The organism is Lacinutrix sp. MEBiC02595 (genome assembly GCF_053601555.1).
The window spans coordinates 82772-106494 of sequence record NZ_JBSHNU010000200.1 but is presented as its reverse complement, the minus strand read 5'-3'; the positions used below and the strand labels follow the sequence as shown (position 1 = coordinate 106494).

Here is a 23723-nt window from a genome sequence, read left to right as displayed (position 1 = left end):
CTCTCGTTATTCTTTATGATCGTCTTTCACTTCTTCATCGCGATACTCACAACAAGGATGCACCGTTGCATACGCTTCATCGGTTGCTTTTAAATCTTTCGTATCATGACCAACCGCTGCAATACCAGTATGAATTGCATTTAAATTCGTTTTTTCTTCGTTATAAATAAGTTGCAATTCATGCGTTTCTACACTCCAAATTGCAGACTTTACCCCTTTAATTTTAAAGCATGCTTTTTCAATTCGGTCTTTACACATACCGCAAACGCCATCTACTTCAATAGATGCTTTCGCGTTTTTGTTTTGCGCAAAAGTTGCTGTACCAACAAATAATAAAACGAGTAATGCTATTGTTTTTTTCATAATAATCTTCTTTTTTTTATTTCCACGAAGGTGGAAATCTTTTTATTAAACTTATTTTTATTTTTTACTGTATTTTAAATCGTAATCCCGCGTAATAATTAGATCCATAAATAGGACCATATACAAATGTGGTATCAAAATTTGCACCAAAAGGATCGTCTGCTCCCAAAATAGGATTGTTCTGTCTTACATTGGTAACATTTTCTCCTCCTAAATATACTTCAAATTTTGGAGAAAACACTTTGGTTACTTGCAGATTTAATGTTCCTACTGTAGGTGAATATTCCGAAAGCTGATATTGCAATGGATTAGATGCGGTTGACGAAAAACGTTGTTTACCTAACCAATTAAATGTTGCATCCATTTTCCAATGTCCTGTTTTCCCTTCTTTAATAGGTATTTCATACGATGCATTTGCAAAAAATCTATTTTTAGGAACAAGTGGTTTTTCTAATTTTTCGGAACCATATTGCGTTTGCACATCATAATATTTATAAGCCAATCGCAAATCGAAATTGGTAAACATATTATAATTCATTTCTATCTGAAAGCTATTCGCATAACTATCCCCTTCTAAATTATAGAAGTTTACTTCTTGCGGATTTTCATAATCTACAACCACTTGATTCTGGAAATCTGTTCGGTAATAATCTAAAGTAATGTCTGCTTTTCTATTAAATAAATTAAATCCTTGTAAAAAAGAAACACCATAATTCCATGCTATTTCTGGATCTAAACCATAGATTTCCCCACCAGAATTTAAAATATTAAAAGTTCTAGAGGTAGAAAATATACTTTGATTTTCGGCAAAAATACTAGCACTACGTTTTCCTCTTCCAAAAGAAGCTCTTAAAGCAGATTTTCCCCAAGGTGTATATCGCGCATGTACTCGTGGCGTAACAAATGTGCCTAGCAAATTATGAGCATCTACACGAATTCCGGCAGTAACGTTTAGGTTCTTTAAATTATCATATGCATATTCAAAAAAGGCACCAAAATCCGCTTCATTTCTCCCGTAATCTACCGTGTTTACTAATTCGTCATAATGATCGTAGGTATAACTAATTCCGGTTTTAAACTTACTTCTAGAATCCCCAATAATCGAGTTATAAATGATGGTAGAGTATAAACTGTTCTGTGTAATATCGTAGGTGTTTAATCCGAAATAAGAATCTTGCGCATGACTACTAAAAGCTGCTTGCACGCTAACACTTTGCCAAGGAATTTGTGGATTTACATAACCCAACTTTGAAGAAACCTCATATCTTCTTGTGTCAATTTCACTTCCCCAAGCGTTAGTTGTTCCTCTATCTGTTTTAGGATCAAAATCGATTTCTCCAGTTTGCTTTTCATCATTTAAAAATTTAAAATTAATAAAGCTTACTAGACCTTTTTCTTGGTTGATATATTGCCAACGGTTCATTAGATTTATTTGATTATACAAAGGCATATCCATAAATCCGTCATCATTTACATCATGCTTTTCATTATGGGTATTCCCGTGTAAATATATTCCTGTATCCCATTTTTCAGTTAGTTTAGTATTAAAGTGTGTATTTAATTCTAGACGCGTATTACTTGCTCCATAAATATTCACAAATAATTTATCATCGGATGCAGGCTTTACCAATTCTGCGTTTATTTGGCCAGCAATACTTTCATAACCATTAACAACGCTTCCCGCACCTTTTGTAATTTGAATACTTTCTACCCAAGTTCCAGGAATAAAACTTAATCCGAAAGCTTGAGATGCGCCACGAATGGATGGTATATTTTCGGTAGCAATTAATAGATATGGACTTGTTAAACCCAGCATTTTAATTTGTCGCGTTCCAGTAACTGCATCTGCAAAATTCACATCAATAGATGGGTTTGTTTCAAAACTCTCCGACAGATTACAACATGCCGCTTTTAACAGTTCTTTACTGCTTACCGTAAAGGTATTCGTTGCATTCAAATAAGATTTTGCAGTTGCCTGTTTTCTAGAAGTTATAGTTACTTCTCCTAAATCACTCTTAGATTCTAATAGAATTTGAACCTTTTTCGCACTATTAATCGTTAAAGTATCGGTTTTAAAACCAACATAACTAATTACTAGTTTTTTATAGGAAGTGTTATACGGAATGCTAAAGTTTCCGTCATAATCGGAAGTAGTACCAACAGAGGTATCTAGCCAATATACATTTGCTCCAAATAAAGGAGACTGTTTATTTTTATCATTGGCTTCCATAATTACGCCGCTAATTTTGTCTTGTGAAAAAATGGCAAGAGGAAGCATTAATACTATATATAATATGTTTTTCATAGGTTTTATTAAGTCCATAGATTGTTCTATGTATACGGAAAAGTTTGCGCATACGAGTTTACTTCCATAAAATGAAAGCAACGAAAATCACTTAATAAATCAGATTAAAAAAGTATCGTGAACCAGCTGAAGATCTACAACTAGCCTTGGCGGAGCATAATCTTTATGAGGAATAATTTGCGTTGAAAAATCTTCAAAAAGAGTGCTATACGTGTAGGTAAATGCTGTTAAAAATAATTGCTGTTCAAACTCTAAATCGTCAATAGTTTTAATCGTCAAATTCTTTTGACCTTGCACTACATCAATCTCATTTTTACAACAACTCTTTTTTGTGATTACAGCTTTTTCTAATGCTAAAGTATCCTTTCCGCAATCTTCTCCTTCAGAAAAAATGGAAACATCTACCAAAACATCACCACAAAAATGCTTTTCAATAGTAAGAGATACTGTTGAAAATAGCACTAAAAAGGCTAATGTTATAGAAAAACTGGTATGTAAAAACTGTTTTATCACTTTGCAAAATTACAAAAACAAAGTTTAAAAACCTTGTTTTGTAGGACCATTAACAATTTTACTCCTGCCGTTTATAATTATAGAATGCAGGAATTAAGAGCAATAATATTAATGGCTGAATTAAAAATCTTCGCACATTAAAAAACAAATAATAATCTTCTTGTCTCGGACTTATTACAAAATACAAGAATAACACTAAAAGTATCACTAATGCTAGTGCGTATATAATAACAGAAAATTTAACGATGCTTTTATCTCTAAAAAGAACAAATAAAATGGCTAAAGAAATCGCAGAATTAATTACATATCGTAAAACCGTAAACATGGTTAACTTAAAGGCTTCTTGCCTTGGCGAGTCTAAATACAAATAATCATTCTTAAAAAAAGACAAATATGGATCATAAAAAATGTGTTCTTCAAACACGCGAATTAATATGAGTAAAACACCCAAAACCAACAACATACCATATTTTGCTAATTTATGCATCTTGCTTCTTAATTTTAGAAAAACGATTCACCCAAACTATCCAGAGTAAACAAACCATACCATAAATAATAGCAGGAAAAATTACAGTGTGTAAAATATCTTTTCGCCAAGGATAATGATATAAACCAATGGATAGGATTACAATTCGAACTAAATTAGCAATATAAATTAATACACTTCCTGCTAAAATATAAAGCGCTGTAGTTTTAAACTTACTGCCAAATGCTATAATAAAGGATATAAATAAAATAATAATACTTACCGAATTACAACCTTCTATAACTCTAGCCACATATTTTTCGTTAATAATTAATTTTAAAGAAGCTTCTGTAGGATGTGGTATAAGCGAAACTCTGTAATCTAAAGCGCTTAATATTTCCTTACTTTGCTTTCCTACCAAATTAGTCATGTAATCTGGATAATAATCTTCTCCTGAAGAATATTGTAAAAACAATTTATAGCTAAAAGTTAAAACGGCATACACCAATAAAAAGGTTACTATAAATTTTATTACCGACTTATATTTTATAAAAAGTTGTTTCAATATTTCTTTTAGTTTACAAGGTTAAATTTATACAAAAAGCGATTAAGTTTATTGGTTTTTAAATACTTTTGTAAAAAGTTTTTAAAGAAATGAATTTCGAGCAATTAAAACCAGAGATAACAAAAATAATTAACACCAAAGAAACGTCTGTAGATGATAGATTATTATCTATTTGCACACTTCTTGACGAAAATATCACGTACTACAATTGGGTTGGTTTTTATTTTAAAAATGGAGATAAAAACGAATTAAAGCTTGGTCCTTACGTTGGTGAGCCAACAGATCATATTATTATTCCTTTTGGAAAAGGTATTTGTGGTCAAGTTGCTGTTAGTAATGAAAATTTCGTGGTTGCAGATGTTGCTGCTCAAGATAATTATATCGCTTGTAGCATTACGGTAAAAGCAGAAATTGTAATTCCTATTTTTGTTAATGGCGAAAATATAGGACAAATAGATATTGATTCGAATACTCCAGATCCTTTTAACGAGGCAGATGAGCGTTTTCTAGAGTTTGTTTGCGCGCAAGTTGCTAAGATCTTATAACAGAGTAACAATTAAAATTAAAAAAAATCCTCAAGATTCATATATAAATGAATGCTGAGGATTTTTTTGTGTGTTTATAATTTAAAAGCAAGCTTCGTTAAAACCTACATTCCGGATCTAATAGCTTCTACAGGATCTAATTTGGAAGCGGAAAGCGCAGGAATAACTCCGGAAACCAAACCTATAATGGTCGAGAGTATAAACCCTAGAAACATATTACCATAAGACAAGATAAACTCAAAGCTATCGGTAAGTTGTGTCATTAATATAGATACTAGCCAAACTAAAAACAAACCAACTAAACCACCTATTACAGCTAAAATAACTGCTTCAAACAAAAACTGAAACAGAATAAATCGGTTTTTTGCTCCTAGTGATTTTTGAATTCCTATTAAATTCGTTCTTTCTTTTACACTAACAAACATAATATTAGCAATACCAAATCCGCCAACTAAAAGAGAAAAACCACTAATAATCCAACCCATAAAATTTAGTTGTCCGGTAATATTATCTATTAAATCGGTAAAACCTTGCAGCTCATTTACAAAAAAATTATTTTCTTCTCCTGCTTTTAATCCTCTAAAGTTTCTCAATCCTTGTGCAATAACCGCATTAAACTCCGATAAATCCACACCAGATTCTGGTTTCACTACAATAGCAGGGAAAGCTATTTTATTATTATCCCCTAAAAGTCTTCGTACAAAGTTTACAGGTAAAATTGCCGCGGTGTCTTTAGAGCCTCCAAATAAACCAGAGCCTTCTTTTTTAAGCACCCCGATGACTGTAAATTTTCTTCCGTAAAGGCGAACTATTTTTCCAATAGGATCTAAATCACCAAACAAGCTACTTGAAATTTCATCTCCTAAAACCACCACTGGCGAACCAGAATCAGATTCCGATGCATTAAAAAAGCGACCTTGTTCTATTTGTAAACTTTCAATATCATAATATCCACTAGTTACTGCAGCCATTTCTACATTTTCAACTGAAGCTCCTTCATATTTAATGGTTTCCGGATTTACATTTAACGAGAAAGATGCAGCTTCTACATTCGGGATTCGATCTTGTATAAATTGATATTCTTCATACGTAACATCTGGAAATTGTTCTCTTTTCCATTGCGGAATCGTAGATGGACCAAAAGAAAAACGCATAATATATAAGGTACTATTATCTAAAGAACTAATACTTCCTTTTATATCATTTTTTAAAGAATCTACCGCCGCTAAAACTGCTATAATAGAAAATATACCAATGGTAACACCAAGCAAAGACAAAAAAGTTCTCAGCTTATTGTTGGTCAAGGCACTAATAGCAAAAGAAAAGCTCTCTTTAAAGAGACGTAAATACAGTAACATATGCAGTAAATATTATACTTTTTTAAAGTGATATAAAGGTAAGACGTTTTTATATATTATTTGTTACAAATAAATGAAAACAAATTACAAGAACAAAGTTGTTAATAACTCCTTGTTTTAGTTGAAAAAACAAATGTAATTTCACTTATTAAAAGCACTTTATATTACTATTTTTGCAGCCAAACAACACAACAACAATGAGCAACAGTAAAACAATTAAGTCTGCACTAATTTCGGTTTTTAGTAAAGATGGTTTAGAACCAATTGTAAAAAAATTAAATGATCAAGGAGTAATTATTTATTCTACAGGCGGAACACAAAAATTTATAAACGATTTAGGTATCGATGTCGTTCCTGTAGAAGATGTAACTTCTTATCCTTCTATTCTTGGCGGACGCGTAAAAACATTACACCCAAAAGTATTTGGAGGTATTTTAAACAGACAAAATCATGCAGGTGACGTAGCGGAATTAGCAGCATTTGAAATTCCGCAAATCGACTGTGTAATTGTAGATTTATATCCTTTTGAAAAAACAGTTGCTTCTGGAGCTAGCGAACAAGACATTATTGAAAAAATCGATATTGGTGGTATTTCATTAATTCGCGCAGCTGCAAAAAATTATGCAGATGTCATTTGCGTTTCTTCGGTTACTGATTATTCTGAATTTTTAGAATTAATCACAGACAAAAACGGAAACCTAACCGAAGCAGATAGAAAACAATTTGCTGCAAAAGCGTTTAATGTTTCTTCGCATTACGATTCTGCTATTTTTAATTACTTCAACAAAAACCATGAGATCGCTTCTTTTAAACTTAGCGAAACGCAAGGGAAGACTTTACGTTATGGAGAAAATCCGCATCAAAAAGGTTTCTTCTTTGGTGATTTTGATGAAATATTCACGAAACTTCATGGTAAAGAATTAAGCTACAACAATCTTTTAGATGTGGATGCTGCTGTAAATTTAATAAACGAATTTAAAGGAGAAAAACCAACATTCGCCGTTTTAAAACACAATAACGCTTGTGGTTTTTCACAACGTGAAACGGTACTTGATTCTTATGTTGATGCTTTAGCTGGAGACCCAGTTTCTGCATTTGGTGGTGTTTTAATTAGCAACACGGAAATAGACAAAGCTACTGCTGAAGAAATTCACAAGTTATTTTGTGAGGTTGTAATTGCACCTTCGTTTTCTGCGGAAGCTTTAGAAATTTTAAAAGGAAAGAAAAATAGAATCTTACTTATTTTAAAGGATTTTGATTTCCCACAAACGACAGTAAGAACTTGTTTGAATGGTGTTTTAGTTCAAGAAAGAAATAATAAAACGGATAGCCTTGAAGATTTAAAAGATGCTACAAACAATAAACCAACCCAAAAGGAGTTAGATGATTTAATCTTTGCATCTAAAATTTGCAAACACACCAAATCAAACACGATTGTTTTAGTAAAAAATAAACAATTATGTGCAAGCGGAACAGGACAAACAAGTCGTGTAGATGCATTAAACCAAGCGATTCATAAAGCGCAATCTTTTAAATTTGATTTACAAGGAGCGGTAATGGCGAGTGATGCATTTTTCCCGTTTCCAGATTGTGTAGAGATTGCTAAAAACGCAGGAGTTACAGCAGTAATACAACCTGGAGGATCGATTAAAGACCAATTAAGTATCGATTATTGTAATGCTAATAATGTTGCAATGGTATTTACTGGCACAAGACATTTTAAACATTAAAATCCCTTAAAAAAAGGGATCTTAATAGCAATAATAATTCCACGAAAGTGAAAAATATAAGCTTAAATAAATAGTTGAAAATCTGCATTTAATGGTGTAGATTTTCAGCTATTAAAACATTAATTTTAAAATCAAATTTAGAAAGAGTTTTACTACCTTTACGAGATGTGATTTTTTAACGTACATAATTAAAATAAAGAATGGGATTTTTTGACTTCTTAACCGAAGAGATTGCAATAGATTTAGGAACTGCAAACACTTTAATTATTCATAATGACAAAGTGGTTGTTGATAGTCCATCCATAGTTGCTAGAGATAGAATAACAGGAAAAATTATTGCTGTTGGTAAAGAAGCCAGTATGATGCAAGGAAAAACGCATGAAAACATTAAAACCATTAGACCATTAAAAGATGGTGTAATTGCAGATTTTGATGCTTCAGAGCAAATGATAAGCATGTTTATTAAAAACATTCCCGCTTTAAAAAAGAGACTCTTCACTCCTGCTTTACGTATGGTAATTTGTATTCCTTCTGGAATTACAGAAGTAGAAATGCGAGCGGTAAAAGAAAGTGCAGAACGCGTAAATGGTAAAGAAGTTTACCTAATTCACGAGCCTATGGCTGCAGCAATTGGTATTGGTGTAGACATTATGCAACCAAAAGGAAACATGATTGTGGATATTGGAGGTGGTACTACAGAAATTGCAGTAATTGCTCTTGGAGGAATTGTTTGTGATAAATCTGTAAAAATTGCCGGTGATGTATTTACAAATGACATTATTTATTACATGCGTACCCAACACAATTTATATGTTGGTGAACGTACTGCCGAAAAAATTAAAATTCAAATTGGTGCTGCTACCGAAGATTTAGATCTTCCGCCAGAAGATATGAGTGTTCAAGGTCGTGATTTACTTACCGGAAAACCAAAGCAAGTACAAATATCGTATCGTGAAATTGCGAAAGCTTTAGATAAATCTATTCTTCGTATTGAAGATGCAGTAATGGAAACACTATCGCAAACACCACCAGAATTAGCTGCAGATATTTACAACACAGGAATCTACCTTGCAGGTGGAGGATCTATGTTACGTGGTTTAGACAAGCGTTTATCTCAAAAAACAGATTTACCTGTTTATATAGCAGAAGATCCATTACGTGCTGTTGTTCGTGGTACAGGAATTACCCTTAAAAACCTAGCTAAATACAAAAGCGTATTGATTAAATAAGAGTAATACCCATTAAATCATGCAGCAAATAGTTAATTTTATATTACGTAACAAATCATTTTTGTTATTTATATTGCTGTTTTCTATATCCTTTGTTTTTACTATTCAAAATCATTCGTACCAAAAAAGCAAGTTTGTAAACTCTGCTAATTTTTTGTCTGGAGGTATTTATAATAAAGTAAATAATATTAGTCAATATTTTGGTTTAAAGGAACAAAACCTACTACTCCAGGAAGAAAACAATAAACTAAAATCTATACTTTTTAATACCAATAAAGATACAATATCTAGTTTTTTAGATAGTCTTTCGTATAGCTCTATTTACAAGGTTACACCCGCCATTGTAATAAAAAACAACTATACATTTAGCACCAATATTTTACTTATTGACAAAGGAAAACGCGATAGTATTGAACAAGATTTTGGTGTTATAACGTCTAAAGGAATTTTAGGAATTGTAGATCATACTAGCAAAAAATATGCAACAGTACTTTCCATTTTAAACACGAAAAGTAAAATTAGTGCGCAATTAAAAAGAACCAATCATTTTGGTACCCTAAAATGGAATGGCAAATCACCAGAGTTTGTGCAATTGGTAGATATCCCATCTAAAGCAAAGCTAATACAAGGAGATACCATAATGACTTCTGGTCGTTCTGCTATTTTTCCCAAAGGAGTTCCTATAGGTATAGTAAAAGACTTTAAGTTGGATGCTGCCGAAGATTTTTACGAGATCAACGTTACTTTATTTAATGACATGACCAATATGGAACATGTTTACGTGATTGAAAACACAGATGCAAAAGAAATTAAGAACCTAATAAATCCTGTGGATGAATAGTATCATTTCTTCCAACGCTATCCGATTTATAGTATTAGTGCTCGCGCAAATATTAGTGCTTTCGCATATTAACTTTTTAGGGTACATAAACCCTTATATATACATTCTGTTTATCCTTTTATTTCCAGTAAAAAATAACAGAATGCTGTTTTTGCTTTTAAGTTTTTTATTAGGTATTACTATAGATATGTTTTTAGATTCTGGTGGTATGCATGCAGCTGCTTGTGTAACCATCGCTTTTATAAGACCAGCCGTTCTAAAATTTTGCTTTGGCGCAGTATATGAGCACCAAACCATTAAATTTAATCAGGTAGAATTTGGCCCAAGACTAACCTATATAACCATACTTACAGTAATACATCATTTCCTATTATTCCTTTTTGAAATTTTTAACTTTTCAAAGATAATTTTAGTACTTCAAAAAACGTTATTCTCAAGTATATTTACTATTATACTATGTGTTTTAGTAACCATTATATTCAGCAGAAAATCTAAATGAGGCAAATACTACTTTTCATTTCCATAATTTTTGTCGGTATTCTTTTTATTGCAAGACTTTTTTTTCTTCAAGTATATCAAGATAATACCAATAATTTATATGAAGACAACGCCATACGTAAGGTATATGATTACCCAAAACGAGGTTTTGTATATGATAGAAACGGAAAACTTCTAGTTTCTAACCAACCATCTTATGATGTGATGGTGATTCCCCGCGAAGTAAAACCACTAGATACTTTAGAGTTTTGCTCTCTTTTAAAAATAGACAAAGAACAGTTTATTCAAACCTATAAAAAAGCCTACACCTATTCTCCAAGATTGCCTTATGTTTTTCTTCCGCAATTATCGAAAGAAGACTACGCCGTTTTACAAGAGAAAATGCGCAAGTTTGAAGGGTTCTACATTCAAAAACGTTCTTTAAGAAATTACGAAACCACCATTGGTGCCAATGTACTTGGTGATATTGGTGAAGTAAATCAAAGAATCATGAATAAAAATCCCTATTACAAAATGGGCGATTTAATTGGTATGCAAGGTATTGAAGCTTCTTATGAAACCACATTACGAGGTGTAAAAGGAATAAAATTCATACAAAAAGATAGATTTAATCGAAATATCGGTCCCTACAAAAAAGGGAAATTTGACACCTTACCAGAATCTGGGAAAGACATTAAAACAACTATCGATGCTACGTTGCAAGCGTATGGCGAAATATTAATGGCTAATAAACGTGGTGGAATAATTGCTATTGAGCCAAGCACTGGAGAAATACTTTCTATGGTAGCTGCACCAACATACAACCCTAATTTATTAGTCGGTAGAGATCGTTCTAAAAACTTCACCAAACTATATAATGACTCCATTGCAAAACCATTATTTAATAGAAGTTTACAAGGCGTTTATGAGCCTGGCTCTCCTTTTAAACTAATGAATGCATTGGTTGCTTTACAAGAAGGTGTAATTTCTACAGACGAAAAGATTACCTGTTATGCTGGTTATAAATACGGGAACAGATTTATGAAATGCCATTGTAGAAGTGGTACAAGAAACGATATGGTACATGGTATTCAAGAATCTTGTAATGCCTATTTTGCAACGGTATACCGAAGAATTTTAGACAAGCCCGAAAATGCTTCCTTAGGAATTAACGTTTGGAGCGATCACGTAAAAAGTTTTGGTTTAGGAAACTTTTTAAACAACGATTTATACGTTGGTCAAAAAGGAAGAATTCCGGACAGAGCCTATTATAAAGGTATTTACCCAAAAACGTTTTATTCCACATACACTATTTCTAATGCTATTGGACAAGGAGAAGTTGCTACAACACCAATTCAATTAGCAAATATGATTGCGGCAATTGCGAATAGAGGTTATTATTTTACACCCCATATTATAAAAGAAATTAAAGGAGAAAACGTAGATCTAAACTTTACTACACCAAAATATACAACCATAGATAAACAACATTTTGAAACTGTAATTGAAGGGATGCTGAATGTTTATAAATATGGAACAGCAAGTCATTTACAAGTTCCTGGAATTGAAATTTGTGGAAAGACAGGAACTGTTGAAAACTTTGTGAGAATTGATAGCGTCAGAACACAACTTACAGACCACTCTATATTTGTAGCTTTTGCACCTAAAAATAATCCAAAAATTGCCATTGCAGTATTTGTTGAAAATGGATATTGGGGAGGACGCTTTGCAGGACGTATTGCAAGTTTAATGATAGAAAAGTATATTAATGGTAAAGTAACTAGAAAAGATCTAGAAAATTGGATAGTATCGCACAGTTTAGAAGATGAATATGCTAAACCATACTCGGGTGAACCCTTTAAAATTAATGGAGGAACCACACTACAAACAATTTCCTTAGAAGAAGTAAATAAACTAAAAGAACAACTAACCAAATTAGAATACTAATCTATGTTTAGACAAACAGATAGACATTTTAAATTTGACTGGGTTACTATTATTTTATTTTTAATTTTAGTAGTTTTTGGTTGGATGAATATCTTATCCGCTTCACATACGGGAACAACTATTGATTATTTAAATTTCTCCCAACCTTATGGTAGACAATTAATTTTCATAGGCTTAACCATTATCCTTATTATTTTTATTCTTTCTATAGATGCCAAGTTTTACGAACGGTTTGCCAGTTTAATCTTTATCGTTTCCATGTTATCCTTAGTTGGTCTATTCCTCTTCGGTAAAAACGTAAACGGAGCCACTTCTTGGTATGGTATTGGAGGCATGACCTTTCAGCCCAGTGAGTTTGCCAAAGCTGCTACGGCATTAGCTGTTGCCAAATACATAAGCGATTTAAATACCGATATTAGAACCTTTAAAGACCAAATAAGAATCTTTATTATCATCCTAATTCCTGCCTTTTTAATCTTACTTCAAAATGACGCAGGAAGTACTTTAGTTTATGCCTCTTTCTTTTTTGTTTTATACAGAGAAGGTTTACCAAAAATATACTTAACACTTGCATTAACCTTAGTTGCTATTTCTATTTTAGCATTAAAATTCGGACCAATAATCACTTCTGTTTTAGCTATTATTTTCATTATAGCAAACTACTTTATTCAAAAAAAGAAACCTGTAATCTTACAGCCAATTCTTACCGCTTTGGTTTGTATAGTAATCGCTTTCGGAATTAAATTTTTCTACCAAAACATTTTACAACCACACCAACAAGACAGAATAAGTCTTTGGTTACGTCTAGAAAAAGATCCGCAAAAAGTAGCAGAAATGCGTAGAGATATTTTGTATAATTTATACGAATCTGAAAAAGCAATTAGCTCTGGAGGTTTTTCTGGAAGAGGGTTTTTAGAAGGAACAAGAACCACAGGGAAATTTGTACCAGAACAGCATACAGACTATATTTTTAGTACTGTTGGTGAAGAATGGGGTTTTCTAGGAAGTGTTTTTGTAGTCATCATATTTGTATTACTGATGCTTCGTATTTTAAAATTAGCAGAACTCCAAAAATCACAATTTAGTAGAGTGTATGGCTATTCTGTAGCCTCTATTTTATTTTTCCACTTTATGATTAATATTGGTATGGTAATGGGTTTAATACCTACCATTGGTATTCCGCTTCCCTTTTTTAGTTATGGTGGTTCCGGACTTTGGGGATTTACCATTTTACTATTTATATTCATCAAATTAGATTCGAATAGAATTAATGAATGGTAAGTAATTACCTTCAAAAATTATAGTATTCAACAGATTACAGAATAAAACAATCACTTCATCCGAAAAAATAGATTGGTCCAACTTCCAAAATAAAATATTTCATTCCTTTTTTTTAATTTAGAAAACACTCTAATATTTAGAGCATTCAAACTAATTAACAAAAAACAAAAACAATGAAAAAATTATTAGCAGAGTTTATTGGTACTTTCTGGTTAGTACTAGGTGGTTGTGGTAGCGCAGTTTTAGCAGCAGGAATTCCCAATATAGGAATAGGTTTAGTAGGTGTAGCACTTGCTTTTGGACTTACCGTTTTAACAGGAGCGTACGCTTTAGGACATATTTCAGGCGGCCATTTTAATCCTGCTGTATCTATTGGTCTTTTTGTTGGTGGACGATTTGACGGAAAAGATTTACCGGGGTACATTATTGCTCAAGTATTAGGTGGTATTGCTGGAGCCGCAATACTCTATGCCATTGTTAGCGGTATGGATGGTTTTGCTGGCTACTCGAAAGCTGGCGATTTTGCAACTAATTTTTATGGCGTAGAACAATACGGACATACCTTTAGTATGACCTCTGCGTTACTAATTGAAGTAGTAATGACCTTTATGTTTTTAATCGTGATTTTAGGCGCAACGCATAAAAATGCTTCACCAGGTTTTGGCGGATTGGCAATTGGTTTGGCATTAACACTAATACATTTAATTAGTATTCCTGTTACAAATACTTCTGTAAATCCTGCGAGATCAACTAGTCAAGCTTTATTTGTTGGCGGGGAAGCAATGGGACAACTATGGTTATTCTGGGTAGCACCAATTGTTGGCGCTATTTTAGCCGGCCTTGTTTACAAGTTTATGGCTCCAAATAAAGACTAATACCCAATATTATATACTAAAAAAGCGTCTTAAAATTAAGTTTCAAGACGCTTTTTGTATGTATAAAAGGAAAGTTAATCCTTTTTCAATTCTAATTTCTCAGCAAAATAATCACAAAAATCTTTCATGGTTGCCGTCATTTTTTCGTCTTGGGTTGCTCTATTAAAAGTATCACTCATAGCAACCAATGTTTGATGAAAAAACACTTTCATTTCATCTACTGGCATATCTTTTGTCCAAAGATCTATACGTAGCATTTCTTGGGTTTTACTGTCCCAAACAGAAAGCATCATCGCTTTAGCTTCTTGTTTACTAATGCCTCCATCTTCTGCTGTCCATACTAATTTTTCTGGAACTCTATTTTCGTCTAGTTCTACGTTTAATTCAATTTTTGAGGTAATCTTAGCCATTACAATTCTGGTTTAAAGTTCGATTTATTAAATATTTCTTCGGCATTATCAGTAAGCATTTCTTTTAAAGACACATTATTATTCTTCATATAAGCGCGTACAATTTGCCATCCTATATACTGCCCTATTCTTCCTGGAGATTCTTGATCTATTTCTACCAACTTGAATTTAGAAAAAGGTGCTGGATTTATAAACCTATTTGGTAAATCTGCATCTGTACTAAACAATAATTCATTTTCTACAAAATAGCTCCAAATTTGTGCTTCATTGGCTTTCGACCAATTTAACTGTTCTTCAGAATAGCCAATTTTTTGCGCATCTGTTTTAAACGGAATCATGATATCTTTAAAATATAATTGTTTTCCAAAGAAAATCATTTCGTCTAAAAATGTTTTATTCCCTTTCGGAAAAATATAGTTTTCCGCATATTTGGAAGCAAAATCTACTACGATCTGATCTTCTGTAAAATTTGCTGCTAAATACTTTTGAATGCCATTATAAAAAGGATGTTCACTTCCTAAATACGTATCTATCGAAATAAGCGAAATCGTATCGGTTACAATCACTTTATTTCTATAATCTACAAAGGAAGTTGCACTAACTAAACGCGGTGTTTTAAATTCGGGAAAATAGTATTTCATGTGTTGAAAGAAACTTTTTAGCTCACTTTCCACCGTATTCAGATTGGGATATATTTTTTCTACTTCGGTATTTAATTCTAATTGTAAGGTGTCATGCATTTTGGCCACCCAAAAAGAATCTACATATTTTTTAGAAAACATAAACGGAAAAGCATCTTTTAAACTACTAAGGTCATTCGCTTTAGCATGTGCAAATGCCAAATCAAATCGCTCAATAGCCACAGACACATCTACTTTAGAAATTTCTTTTTCAAAGCTTGCATCCCGTTTACACGAAACACACAAAACAGCGATAAAAAGAAATAAAAAAATATTCTTCATAAACTTATTTTTATTAATTAAGCTATTGTTTATTTTTGTTAGGCAAAGGTACTATTCTTTGTTCTAAAATCTTTAAAAATGCAAACAGAAAAAGTAGCACATCATATTGTAAATTGGTTAAAAGAGTATGCATTAAACGCTAAAGTGAATGGTTTTGTTGTTGGTGTTTCTGGCGGAATAGATTCTGCGGTAACTTCTACTTTATGTGCAGAAACAGGCTTAGACGTTTTATGTATTGAAATGCCAATTCATCAAGCAGCAAGTCATGTTAGCAGAGCACAAGAGCATATCGATCAATTAAAAAAACGATATACAAATGTGCGGTCTACAAGAACAGACTTAACTCCTGTTTTTGAAGAATTTAAAACCGAAGTTTCTTTAAATGGCGACCAAGCTATTGTAGATATGGCCTTAGCAAACACGCGAGCTCGACTACGTATGACTACTTTATATTATTATGCAGGATTACAAAAACTACTGGTAGCAGGAACCGGGAACAAAGTAGAAGATTTTGGTGTTGGTTTTTACACGAAGTATGGAGATGGCGGTGTTGATTTGAGTCCGATTGCAGATTTATTAAAATCGGAAGTATATCAAATTGGAGAATATTTAGAAGTACCGGAATCTATAATGAAAGCGGCACCAAGTGACGGATTATTTGGTGATGCTAGAAGTGATGAAGATCAAATTGGAGCGTCGTATCCAGAACTAGAATGGGCCATGCAAATGCATGATGAAGGTAAGACCGAGGACGATTTTTCAGGAAGGCAAAAAGAGGCTTTTGTAATCTACAAACGTTACCATTCGGCTAATAAACATAAGATGATTGCCATTCCTATTTGTGAAATATCAAAAGATTTAAAATAAAATATTTTATTTATCAGTAAGAATTCACTACTTTTACTAAACGACTAATAGCAAAAACGTCTGTTGTTTTCCTCAGAAGTTATAACAAATTTAAAAAATTAAAGTTATGATTAAACTGTTGGTAGTAGACCATCATCCTATAATTAGGAAAGGTCTAGAACTACTTTTTATTACGTCGTCTAACATTCAAGTTGTTGGCACACTAGATGATGGTGAAGCCATATTTGAATTCTTAAACAAGAATAAAGTAGACATTATTATTTCTGAAATTGACTTACCAAAGCTTAATGGCATTACTGCCTTAAGAAGGCTTAATCAAGAACATCCTGATGTTAAAGTTATCATGTTTAGCGCCCAACCTGAAGAGGTCTACGCTATGAACACGATAAAAGCTGGGGCTTCTGGTTACTTATGCAAAACGGCTAATATTGTTACACTTAAAGAAGCTATTATAAAAGTGTATAGTGGCGGCATTTATTTAAGTAATGATCTCACGCAACGTTTAGCAATTGGTAAACGGGTTAGTCGATCTGGTAATTTTTACAAGAAATTATCTACGAGAGAAATTGAAGTTTTAAAACTCATTTCATCTGGAAGAAAAAACAAAGAAATTGCGGTAGAACTTGCTATTAATGAAAAAACAGTGAGTACATACAAAGCGCGTTTAATGAAAAAACTAAACGTTTCTAATATTGTCGACTTAATTAATAGAGCAAAATTATTAGAGTTATAAAACTCTATTTAGTTTTCGGGAAAGTAACATTTTTAGACTAGAGTAATCTTTTACTTCTTCTAGAACGCTTCTGTTTACTTCCGATCTGTTTTCAAGTGTTTGCTGCATAAACTCTTTTACTTTTTGGTCTATTAAAAAACAACGCAAACTTAAAATGGTTTCGCTAACTAACTGGGCAATAGATTGATCTTTCTGTTTTGGGAATATATTTTTACTATGCCAATCCGATAAACTATAACGTTCATCCTCCATTAAAATGGAAGATATTTCATTCGCCACATCCTGTTCTACCGTATTTACAAACTGCTCAATGGCAAAATCCGGATTTTGGTTTAAGGTATCAATTATGGTGTAATACAAGTTTTTAAACTGCTCATTGGTAAACTGCATTTCATCATCTTGCAAGTCTAAATATATTTTTTCAAAAACTTTAGTTTGGTGTTTTACAGGCTCGAGAATTAATTCGTTTTTCTCGTTTTCTTTTAAAACTAAATCTTCAAAATCCTCTGTTTTATTCCCATAAAGCAGCAGTATTTCAATAATTTTACGTTCTAAAATGTATTGCACATCCACCTTCTTCTTAGGCTGTTCATGCTTAATAACTTCAAAAGCAGTTTGTTTTTTACTCTGTTCCTTATGCGTTTCTTGAACGTCTTTATTTGTTATTTGTGCCAAGGTTGTAAACAATACTTGCTCACTAATATCCATAATTCTAGAACATTCTTGAATATAGATTTCCTTTTTAATTCGATCCGGAATTTTAGCAATACTATTTACAATATCTCGAATAGTATCGGCTTTTTTAACCGGATCATTTTTAGATTCTTCATATAAAACCGAAGCTTTAAATTGAATAAAATCTTGTGCATGTCCTTTTAAATACTCGCTTAACTCTTCTAAAGTATTTTGTTTTGCAAAACTATCTGGATCTTCTCCTTCCGGAAACGTACAAATTTTCACATTCATACCTTGTTCCAGAATTAAATCAATTCCGCGAAGCGATGCACGTAATCCGGCAGCATCTCCGTCAAATAGTACGGTAATATTTTTAGTAAGCCTATTTATTAATCGTATTTGATCTGGCGTTAATGCAGTACCAGAAGAAGAAACCACATTATGAATTCCGGTTTGGTGAAACTGAATCACATCGGTATATCCTTCCACCAAAAAACAATTATCTTCTTTAGCAATACTTTGCTTGGCTTGATAAATACCATACAAAACTTTACTTTTATGGTAAATATCACTCTCTGGTGAATTTAGGTATTTCGCGGCTTTTTTATCGTTGGTTAAAATACGTCCGCCATAACCAAGCACACGCCCACTCATACTTTGAATAGGGAACATCACGCGACCTTTAAATCGGTCAAAGCGTTTTTCGCCTTTCACAATAGTCAGTCCCGTTTTTTCTAGAAACTCTATTTTATATCCTTGTTTTAAAGCTTCGTCTGTAAAAGCTTGCCACTCATCTAAAGAATAACCCAGTGCAAACTTCTTAATCGTTTCGTCTGTAAAACCGCGTTCTTTAAAATAGCTTAAACCAATCGCTTTTCCTTTATCGGTTTTTAGTAATACCTTCTGAAAATACGTACTCGCATATTCACTTACTAAATATAAACTCTCCCGTTCATTGGCTTGCTCCTTTTGCTCGTTGCTCTGCTCGGTTTCTTCAATTTCAATATTGTACTTTTTAGCCAAGTACTTTATAGCTTCGGGATAGGTAAAATGCTCATGCTCCATTAAAAAAGCAACCGCATTCCCTCCTTTTCCGGTACTAAAATCTTTCCAGATTTGTTTCACAGGAGACACCATAAAACTTGGTGTGCGTTCTTCACTAAAAGGGCTTAATCCTTTAAAACTACTTCCCGACTTTTTTAACTGCACAAAATCGCCAATAACCTCTTCTACGCGTGAGGTTTCAAATACATGATCTATGGTGGATTTTGATATCAATTATGGAAGTTTTTTCGCTTTCGCGGAATTATTCCGTAAATGTAATATAAAAGATTTTGGTTTAAAAATTAATGACAACAGGAAACTTGGGTTTCTACTCATTTTCTTATAACTTCGTATCACACCAACTGTAAGCTATTAAAAACGAACCACATACCGATACACCTTAAATAACCGGAAGCATGAAAACTAGAGAAAATGCCATAGAAATGAATAAAGCCGAATTTAAAAAAATTGGCTATCAGCTCATTGATACCATTTCTGATTTTTTGGATGAGATTCCGGAGAAACAGTTGACAACTAACAAGACTCCGAAAGAATTACAAAGCATATTAGGAAATGCTACATTACCTGCAAATGGTAAACCAGCGGAAGCATTAATTTCTAATGCTACGAAATTACTATTAGACCATTCGTTATTTAATGGACATCCTAAATTTTTTGGCTATATCACATCTTCTGCAGCACCAATTGGCGCTTTAGCAGATTTGTTAGCTGCATCTATCAACCAAAATGTTGGCGCACAAATACTGAGTCCGATAGCCACAGAAATAGAAAAACAAACCATTAAATGGCTAGCAGAATTTATTGGTGTATCTCCAAATTATGGAGGCATTTTGGTAAGTGGTGGAAACATGGCTAATTTTACCGCTTTTCTAGCAGCAAGAACAGCCAAAGCTCCAAAAGAGATTAAAGAAAACGGACTTTCCAATGCATCGAAACAATTAATTACCTACTGTTCGAAATCTACACATACTTGGATAGATAAAGCTGCCATTTTGTTTGGGCATGGTTCTAAATCGGTACGTTGGATTGCTACAGACACATCCAATAAAATGAATACACATCTTTTAGAGCAAACCATAAAAGAAGATATAAAGCAAGGCCATCAACCGTTTATGGTTGTTGGTACTGCTGGAGATGTGAGTACAGGAATTATTGATAATTTAGAAGCTATTGCTGCTATATGTAAAACCTTTGATTTATGGTTTCATATTGACGGTGCTTATGGTGCTCCTGCTGCAATTATTCCGGAATTAAAAGAATTATTTATAGGAATAAAAGAAGCCGACTCTATTGCTTTAGATCCGCACAAATGGTTGTATAGTCCGTTGGAAGCCGGTTGTACTTTGGTAAAAAACCCGAAACATCTAATAGACACTTATAGTTCGCATCCAGAATATTATAATTTCAGTTTAACGGAAGAAGGAGGATCACAGAATTACTTTGAATACGGACTCCAAAATTCTCGTGGTTTTCGCGCATTAAAAGTATGGCTTGCATTACAACAAATAGGAAGCAATGGCTATACAAAACTAATAAGGGAAGACATAGAATTATCAAAATATTTCTATGCCTTGGCGAACAGTCACGAAGAATTAAAAGCCGTAACTCAAAACTTAAGTATTACCACACTTCGATATGTGCCAAAAGATTTAGAAGGAGATGTTGAGGAAAAAGAGGTTTATCTAAATACCTTGAATGAGAAACTATTAGACGAACTTCAAAAAGGCGGAGAAATATTTCTATCTAACGCGATTATAGCAGATCAATATTGTTTGAGAACCTGTATTGTTAACTTTAGAACTACAAAAAAAGATATAGAGGATTCCATCAAAATACTAGTTACAGAAGGACGGAAAATGCATTTAATGCTGCAAAGTTAGATAACAATAAAGCAACTCGTTATAGCATATATAATTAAAGTACATTCTACTTCTAAAAACAAATCACGTAACTAATCATTAATAAACATCTTAAACAAAAAAAGCACCAAAAAGGTGCTTTTTTTCAATTCACTAACTCAAAAAAATTAATCCAAATCAAATCGTAATCCTAAAGAAATATTGTTTTGATCTATTGCTTGGTCTTTAAATAATGGTGACAAATCATACTTTGCATATACGGCAACATTACCAAAAGAAATGTAACTACTTATCCCATAAACAAAAGGATTGGTGTTTAAATCGGTTTCTTTATCCTTTTCTCTATTGCCATCTAGTTTGTATTTAATTTTATGCATCGAACTTAAATTAACTCCTGCGTAACCACCAACTCCGATTTTAAATTTATTATAAGTCGAGTATCTAAAATACGTATCACGTTCAATTTTTTTGGATGGGCCAAATTCAAAATGTATTGGCACTACTAAATTGGTAGTTCTAAACTTAGATTTGTTTAAGTTAAAAGCACTTGTTTCTAAAGAAACAACATCATTATTTTCGGTAAGAAACTGATCGTCTTTTAGATCTAATTTATTCCATTGCACCGATAGACCATACTTTAAACGTACCGCATTTGAATTTTTAAACAGACGTGTTTTCCATGCCCAACCTAATTCTACAAATCCAGAACCACCTAATTTATATGGCGAATCACTTAACGATTGCCCTTCAATGATTGCATTATTAAAACCTATGGCAAAAACCATATCGCTTGTGGTACGTCTATCGTATATTTTCGGAATTGCTTTCTGTTTCGGACCAATATAAATACCGCCTTTATCAAACTCATCGGAATCTTCCTCCTTTCCAATAGAAATTACAAAACCATCTAGGTTAGCACCAACATCGGAAGTTACTTCTTCATTTCTTTCTAATAAGGCAATTTTATTATCTAGAATAGCAATTCTATTTTCAATATTTAATGCGTGTTTTTCTGCTTCTGTTTGCTTTAATACATCTGCTTCTTCACTGGTAATTTCACCACTATCTAATTTGGTATTAATACTTGCGACACTTTCTTTTAAAAACTCTTTTTCCTGAGTTTTCACTTGCTCCTTTTTATTTTCTAAAAATTCAATCTTTAATGCATTTGGATTTTCTTGTGCTTTGGCAAATTGCATCGCACACACTAAAATAATACCGATTACGTATTTTGTTGCTGTTTTCATTACTGTTCGTTTTTTAATGGATGATTTATATATTACTCGTTTCTAGTAGCAACTGCTGTGGTTGCCGTTTTAAAATTTTCCTCAATAACTTTAAATAACTTACCTCTTAATGATGGAGGCAATTCTGTTTCTGCATCTTCTAATAATGTATTTGCATCAACCTCAATAGACTTTACGCTGCTATTCGTACTTAATTGCATCTTTTTATTAGCAGTCTGCAATAGCGCTTCAATTTCAGAATCTGTTGTTTTTAAATTGGTGCTAACTATTTGACTTTCTTTCTTTCCTAAAATGCCTTCTGTTTTAACAACCGAAGCTATAACCTCTTCTTCCGCTATCCCAATAACACTTAATACTTTTGATTCTTTTTTAGCGCTGTTTGTTATGGCGGAATTACGAACTAATGGCTGCTTTATTTTTTGATTTTGGATTGTTTTTCGAACTGTATTTTCAGTAATACTACTGTTAGTTGGTATGGTATTTATTTTCTTGTTTTCTGAAGTTTGCACTTGTTCTTGAACCACTTCTTGTATTTCTAGAATGATTTCCGAAGTTGGACTTGGATTCGTACTCGTTTCATTTTCTGCATCTACAACAATAGGTAAAACAGTAGAATTGGTAGTATCTAGCGTTACAAATTGAGTAACCACAAACAAGAGACCTATTACACTTGCCGCAATACCAAACCATAAAAACGTGTTTTTACTTGGCTTTTTTTCGTCTGCATTTAAGCGTTGCTCTAAACTTTCCCACGCATTTTCAGAGGACTCCAGAGTTCTTCTCTCCAGCTTCTCTCTTATGTTTTCTTCAAATTTAATTGGTGCCATAACCTGTTTTGTTTAATTCTTTAATTTTTTGCTGAAGCGCTTTTCTTGCTTTGAACAATTGCGACTTAGAAGTACTTTCAGAAATCCCCAACATGTCTGCTATTTCTTGGTGTTTATAGCCTTCAATGGCATACATCACAAATATCATTTTATAGCCTTCAGGTAAATCATCTATGAGTTGCTGGATTTCGGCAACTTCCATATTTGTTTGAATATTATTGGAATGATTTACATCTTCTACTTCTGCATCCGACGAAAATTCAATTTGCTTTTTCTGCCTTAAAAAAGAAATAGATTCTCTTACCATGATACGTCTAATCCAACCTTCAAAACTACCTTCGTTTTTAAAATTTTTTAAATTCTGAAATACTTTAAAAAAACCATTTAACATGGCTTCTTCTGCAAATTGGGTGTCTTTAATATAATACCGACAAACGCTTAACATTTTGGGTGCATGCAACTGAAACAATACGTGTTGGGCTTCACGATTATTTTTTATTGCTTTTTTTATAAGCAAGGGTTCGTTTTTATGCAGTTGAATAACTTTCAAAATATGCGTACGTATTACGTTCTATTTATAAAG

Annotated in this window: 23 protein-coding genes; 11 read left to right on the top strand and 12 right to left on the bottom strand. The window is 32.7% G+C overall.

The window, feature by feature from the left end; all coding sequences use genetic code 11:
* Positions 1 to 6: 6 nt before the first annotated feature.
* The 5 genes from ACVCZW_RS06315 to xrtF all read right to left on the bottom strand — a co-directional run bounded on the left by ACVCZW_RS06315 (position 7) and on the right by xrtF (position 4212).
* Positions 7 to 363, bottom strand: coding sequence for a heavy-metal-associated domain-containing protein (locus tag ACVCZW_RS06315; protein WP_452231159.1), 357 nt, complete (start codon positions 361 to 363; stop codon positions 7 to 9).
* Between the two features lie 64 nt (positions 364 to 427).
* A complete protein-coding gene (locus tag ACVCZW_RS06310) occupies positions 428 to 2668 on the bottom strand; it encodes a TonB-dependent receptor (RefSeq protein ID WP_452231962.1) in 2241 nt (746 codons plus the stop codon).
* Positions 2669 to 2767: 99 nt separating this feature from the next.
* Complete coding sequence (locus tag ACVCZW_RS06305; protein ID WP_452231157.1) at positions 2768 to 3181, bottom strand: HYC_CC_PP family protein; 414 nt, start codon at positions 3179 to 3181, stop codon at positions 2768 to 2770.
* A gap of 58 nt (positions 3182 to 3239) precedes the next feature.
* Positions 3240 to 3668: an exosortase F system-associated membrane protein gene (locus ACVCZW_RS06300; protein ID WP_452231156.1), complete on the bottom strand. Its 429-nt coding sequence runs from the start codon at positions 3666 to 3668 to the stop codon at positions 3240 to 3242.
* Positions 3661 to 4212, bottom strand: coding sequence for an exosortase family protein XrtF (gene xrtF / locus ACVCZW_RS06295; RefSeq protein ID WP_452231155.1), 552 nt, complete (start codon positions 4210 to 4212; stop codon positions 3661 to 3663). Before xrtF ends, ACVCZW_RS06300 begins: the two co-directional genes overlap by 8 nt.
* A gap of 89 nt (positions 4213 to 4301) precedes the next feature.
* Here xrtF and ACVCZW_RS06290 point away from each other — a divergent pair, with 89 nt between their 5' ends.
* Entirely contained in the window at positions 4302 to 4757 is a 456-nt protein-coding gene (locus ACVCZW_RS06290; RefSeq protein WP_452231154.1) for a GAF domain-containing protein, read from the top strand.
* Between the two features lie 104 nt (positions 4758 to 4861).
* Here ACVCZW_RS06290 and ACVCZW_RS06285 read toward each other — a convergent pair whose 3' ends face one another.
* Positions 4862 to 6115 carry an ABC transporter permease gene (locus ACVCZW_RS06285; RefSeq protein ID WP_452231961.1) on the bottom strand — a complete coding sequence of 418 codons (1254 nt, stop codon included), beginning with the start codon at positions 6113 to 6115 and terminating at the stop codon, positions 4862 to 4864.
* Between the two features lie 197 nt (positions 6116 to 6312).
* On the opposite strand from ACVCZW_RS06285, the gene purH reads away from it, so the two are divergent.
* From purH to aqpZ, 7 genes are all read left to right on the top strand, one after another.
* Positions 6313 to 7845 (top strand): bifunctional phosphoribosylaminoimidazolecarboxamide formyltransferase/IMP cyclohydrolase, encoded by a 1533-nt coding sequence (gene purH / locus ACVCZW_RS06280; protein ID WP_452231152.1) that lies wholly within the window; start codon positions 6313 to 6315, stop codon positions 7843 to 7845.
* 200 nt (positions 7846 to 8045) lie between these two features.
* Positions 8046 to 9074 carry a rod shape-determining protein gene (locus tag ACVCZW_RS06275; protein WP_452231151.1) on the top strand — a complete coding sequence of 343 codons (1029 nt, stop codon included), beginning with the start codon at positions 8046 to 8048 and terminating at the stop codon, positions 9072 to 9074.
* A gap of 19 nt (positions 9075 to 9093) precedes the next feature.
* Positions 9094 to 9915 carry a rod shape-determining protein MreC gene (mreC, locus tag ACVCZW_RS06270; protein WP_452231150.1) on the top strand — a complete coding sequence of 274 codons (822 nt, stop codon included), beginning with the start codon at positions 9094 to 9096 and terminating at the stop codon, positions 9913 to 9915.
* On the top strand, positions 9908 to 10414 hold the full coding sequence (locus tag ACVCZW_RS06265; protein WP_452231149.1) for a rod shape-determining protein MreD: 507 nt from the start codon (positions 9908 to 9910) through the stop codon (positions 10412 to 10414). Before mreC ends, ACVCZW_RS06265 begins: the two co-directional genes overlap by 8 nt.
* On the top strand, positions 10411 to 12339 hold the full coding sequence (gene mrdA / locus ACVCZW_RS06260) for a penicillin-binding protein 2 (RefSeq protein ID WP_452231960.1): 1929 nt from the start codon (positions 10411 to 10413) through the stop codon (positions 12337 to 12339). The genes ACVCZW_RS06265 and mrdA overlap by 4 nt, the downstream gene beginning before the upstream one ends.
* A 3-nt stretch (positions 12340 to 12342) precedes the next feature.
* The gene (gene rodA / locus ACVCZW_RS06255; RefSeq protein WP_452231959.1) at positions 12343 to 13620 is read left to right on the top strand and encodes a rod shape-determining protein RodA; all 1278 of its coding nucleotides are present in this window, start codon (positions 12343 to 12345) and stop codon (positions 13618 to 13620) included.
* A gap of 173 nt (positions 13621 to 13793) precedes the next feature.
* Entirely contained in the window at positions 13794 to 14495 is a 702-nt protein-coding gene (gene aqpZ, locus ACVCZW_RS06250; protein ID WP_452231146.1) for an aquaporin Z, read from the top strand.
* A 74-nt stretch (positions 14496 to 14569) separates the two neighbouring features.
* Here the strand turns inward: aqpZ and gldC are convergent, their stop codons facing one another.
* Together gldC and gldB are read right to left on the bottom strand one after the other, a co-directional pair.
* Positions 14570 to 14905: a gliding motility protein GldC gene (gldC, locus tag ACVCZW_RS06245; protein ID WP_452231145.1), complete on the bottom strand. Its 336-nt coding sequence runs from the start codon at positions 14903 to 14905 to the stop codon at positions 14570 to 14572.
* On the bottom strand, positions 14905 to 15867 hold the full coding sequence (gene gldB, locus ACVCZW_RS06240; RefSeq protein WP_452231958.1) for a gliding motility lipoprotein GldB: 963 nt from the start codon (positions 15865 to 15867) through the stop codon (positions 14905 to 14907). Before gldB ends, gldC begins: the two co-directional genes overlap by 1 nt.
* A 78-nt stretch (positions 15868 to 15945) precedes the next feature.
* Here gldB and nadE point away from each other — a divergent pair, with 78 nt between their 5' ends.
* Positions 15946 to 16734 carry an NAD(+) synthase gene (gene nadE / locus ACVCZW_RS06235; RefSeq protein WP_452231143.1) on the top strand — a complete coding sequence of 263 codons (789 nt, stop codon included), beginning with the start codon at positions 15946 to 15948 and terminating at the stop codon, positions 16732 to 16734.
* Positions 16735 to 16840: 106 nt separating this feature from the next.
* Positions 16841 to 17467 carry a response regulator gene (locus ACVCZW_RS06230; protein ID WP_452231142.1) on the top strand — a complete coding sequence of 209 codons (627 nt, stop codon included), beginning with the start codon at positions 16841 to 16843 and terminating at the stop codon, positions 17465 to 17467.
* On the opposite strand, the gene dnaG is transcribed toward ACVCZW_RS06230, so the two are convergent.
* Complete coding sequence (dnaG, locus tag ACVCZW_RS06225; protein WP_452231957.1) at positions 17462 to 19420, bottom strand: DNA primase; 1959 nt, start codon at positions 19418 to 19420, stop codon at positions 17462 to 17464. The two genes, ACVCZW_RS06230 and dnaG, sit on opposite strands and share 6 nt — an antisense overlap.
* A 182-nt stretch (positions 19421 to 19602) precedes the next feature.
* On the opposite strand from dnaG, the gene ACVCZW_RS06220 reads away from it, so the two are divergent.
* Positions 19603 to 21087, top strand: coding sequence for a pyridoxal phosphate-dependent decarboxylase family protein (locus ACVCZW_RS06220; RefSeq protein ID WP_452231956.1), 1485 nt, complete (start codon positions 19603 to 19605; stop codon positions 21085 to 21087).
* Positions 21088 to 21233: 146 nt separating this feature from the next.
* Here the strand turns inward: ACVCZW_RS06220 and ACVCZW_RS06215 are convergent, their stop codons facing one another.
* The 3 genes from ACVCZW_RS06215 to ACVCZW_RS06205 are packed head-to-tail and all read right to left on the bottom strand — an operon-like array spanning position 21234 to position 23690.
* Positions 21234 to 22313: a hypothetical protein gene (locus ACVCZW_RS06215; protein WP_452231955.1), complete on the bottom strand. Its 1080-nt coding sequence runs from the start codon at positions 22311 to 22313 to the stop codon at positions 21234 to 21236.
* Positions 22314 to 22345: 32 nt separating this feature from the next.
* Positions 22346 to 23140: a hypothetical protein gene (locus ACVCZW_RS06210; RefSeq protein ID WP_452231954.1), complete on the bottom strand. Its 795-nt coding sequence runs from the start codon at positions 23138 to 23140 to the stop codon at positions 22346 to 22348.
* Positions 23127 to 23690 carry an RNA polymerase sigma factor gene (locus ACVCZW_RS06205; RefSeq protein ID WP_452231953.1) on the bottom strand — a complete coding sequence of 188 codons (564 nt, stop codon included), beginning with the start codon at positions 23688 to 23690 and terminating at the stop codon, positions 23127 to 23129. Before ACVCZW_RS06205 ends, ACVCZW_RS06210 begins: the two co-directional genes overlap by 14 nt.
* Between the last annotated feature and the right edge of the window lie 33 nt (positions 23691 to 23723).